The sequence below is a fragment of the Citrobacter sp. TBCS-15 genome, assembly GCF_005280815.1.
GTDB classification, from domain to species: Bacteria; Pseudomonadota; Gammaproteobacteria; order Enterobacterales; family Enterobacteriaceae; genus Citrobacter; species Citrobacter werkmanii.
On sequence record NZ_SZWK01000309.1, the window covers coordinates 1 to 1,234 of the forward strand.

Here is a 1,234-nt window from a genome sequence, read left to right on the forward strand (position 1 = left end):
AAAAATTCGTTACACTTGAATATCAAACAGAAATTTTTCAGGTGTATGCTGATTTAGCTTTAGCAGATGTCACAAAGACAGAGGGTTACGGTAAGAACGGAACTTTCAGCGAAAAGATAACTTTCGATGTAGTTACAAAGTGGTATACTTACGAAAATTTAACTTTTGACATGATTGAAAATGGTAAAGTTCTTTCTGGTAAGTCTAAAATTTATGGAGGAACCGCACCAGGAGACTATAAGTATATCGAAGGAACCTCTTACACTTATTATGGGGAAAGTGACATAGGCCGTTTAAGCCGTTGGGAAATAAAAGAAAAAATATTTAGTTTTATGGGGGTATTATATCCGAAACTTCCTAAAACACCTGCTGGAGTTAGATTTTTAGACGATGTTGGAAACGAATATACTGCAATTGTGTTTAAGACGGAACAGGTACAAGATTATATTTTAATTAATACAGATGTAAATGACGAATTTTATCAAGGCTGGAAGGGTACAACTGTACTAAACTTATTCCCTGTAATGAACTTTGAGCGATACAGAACTCGTATAATTGAAAAAGGTCAAATGGAGCTAGTTAATTTAAGTAAGGCAGAGCTTAAAATCAAGAGAAAGGCGGACTTTATTTAATGTTAGAAGCTAACGTTTATGATAACTTTAACCCTAACTATTACAATATATCTGATTTCAGAATGCCTAATGGTAAAAAAGAAAAAAGAGGCCTTCCAATACCAAAGGCAAGATGTCAAGTTATTGATTACGAACTGTGGGAAACAGGCTATCTTTACACTTCATCAGCTACATTGACCGTTTCGGTAGAAGTTGGCGATATTGTTCAAGTACTTTTTCCTGAAGTTGTTCCAATTGAAGAAGCTCTAGGTAAGAGGAAAAAACTGAATTTAGATATGGTTTACCTTGTGACCGATGTAGACGAAAGTAATAAAGCTACGTTAAAAAACTACTTTTGGGCAATGATTGAAAGTCTTGACGTTCCAAACGCAATAGCCAAAAAGACAAACTCTGGTATAATTAATTATTTAATTGACCCTAATAAAAATAATTTAATGAGTTATGGTTATTTCTTTGATTCAAGTATCTTTGCTGGAAAGGCTACGATTAATCGTAAAGCGGAAACTTCATCAGCTCATGATGTAGCAAAAAGGATATTTTCCAAGGTTCAATTTCAACCAACTACAACCATTCAACACGCTCCATCTGAAACAGACCCTAGA

Annotated in this window: 2 protein-coding genes; both read left to right on the plus strand. The window is 34.3% G+C overall.

The annotated features are described in order from the left end of the window. The coding region (locus tag FDW96_RS22150; RefSeq protein WP_137366323.1) for a phage distal tail protein domain-containing protein at nucleotides 1-632 on the plus strand (632 nt) is incomplete at its 5' end. Further along, on the plus strand, nucleotides 632-1,234 hold a 603-nt coding region (locus FDW96_RS22155; protein ID WP_212732934.1), incomplete at its 3' end, for a hypothetical protein. The genes FDW96_RS22150 and FDW96_RS22155, both read left to right, overlap by 1 nt.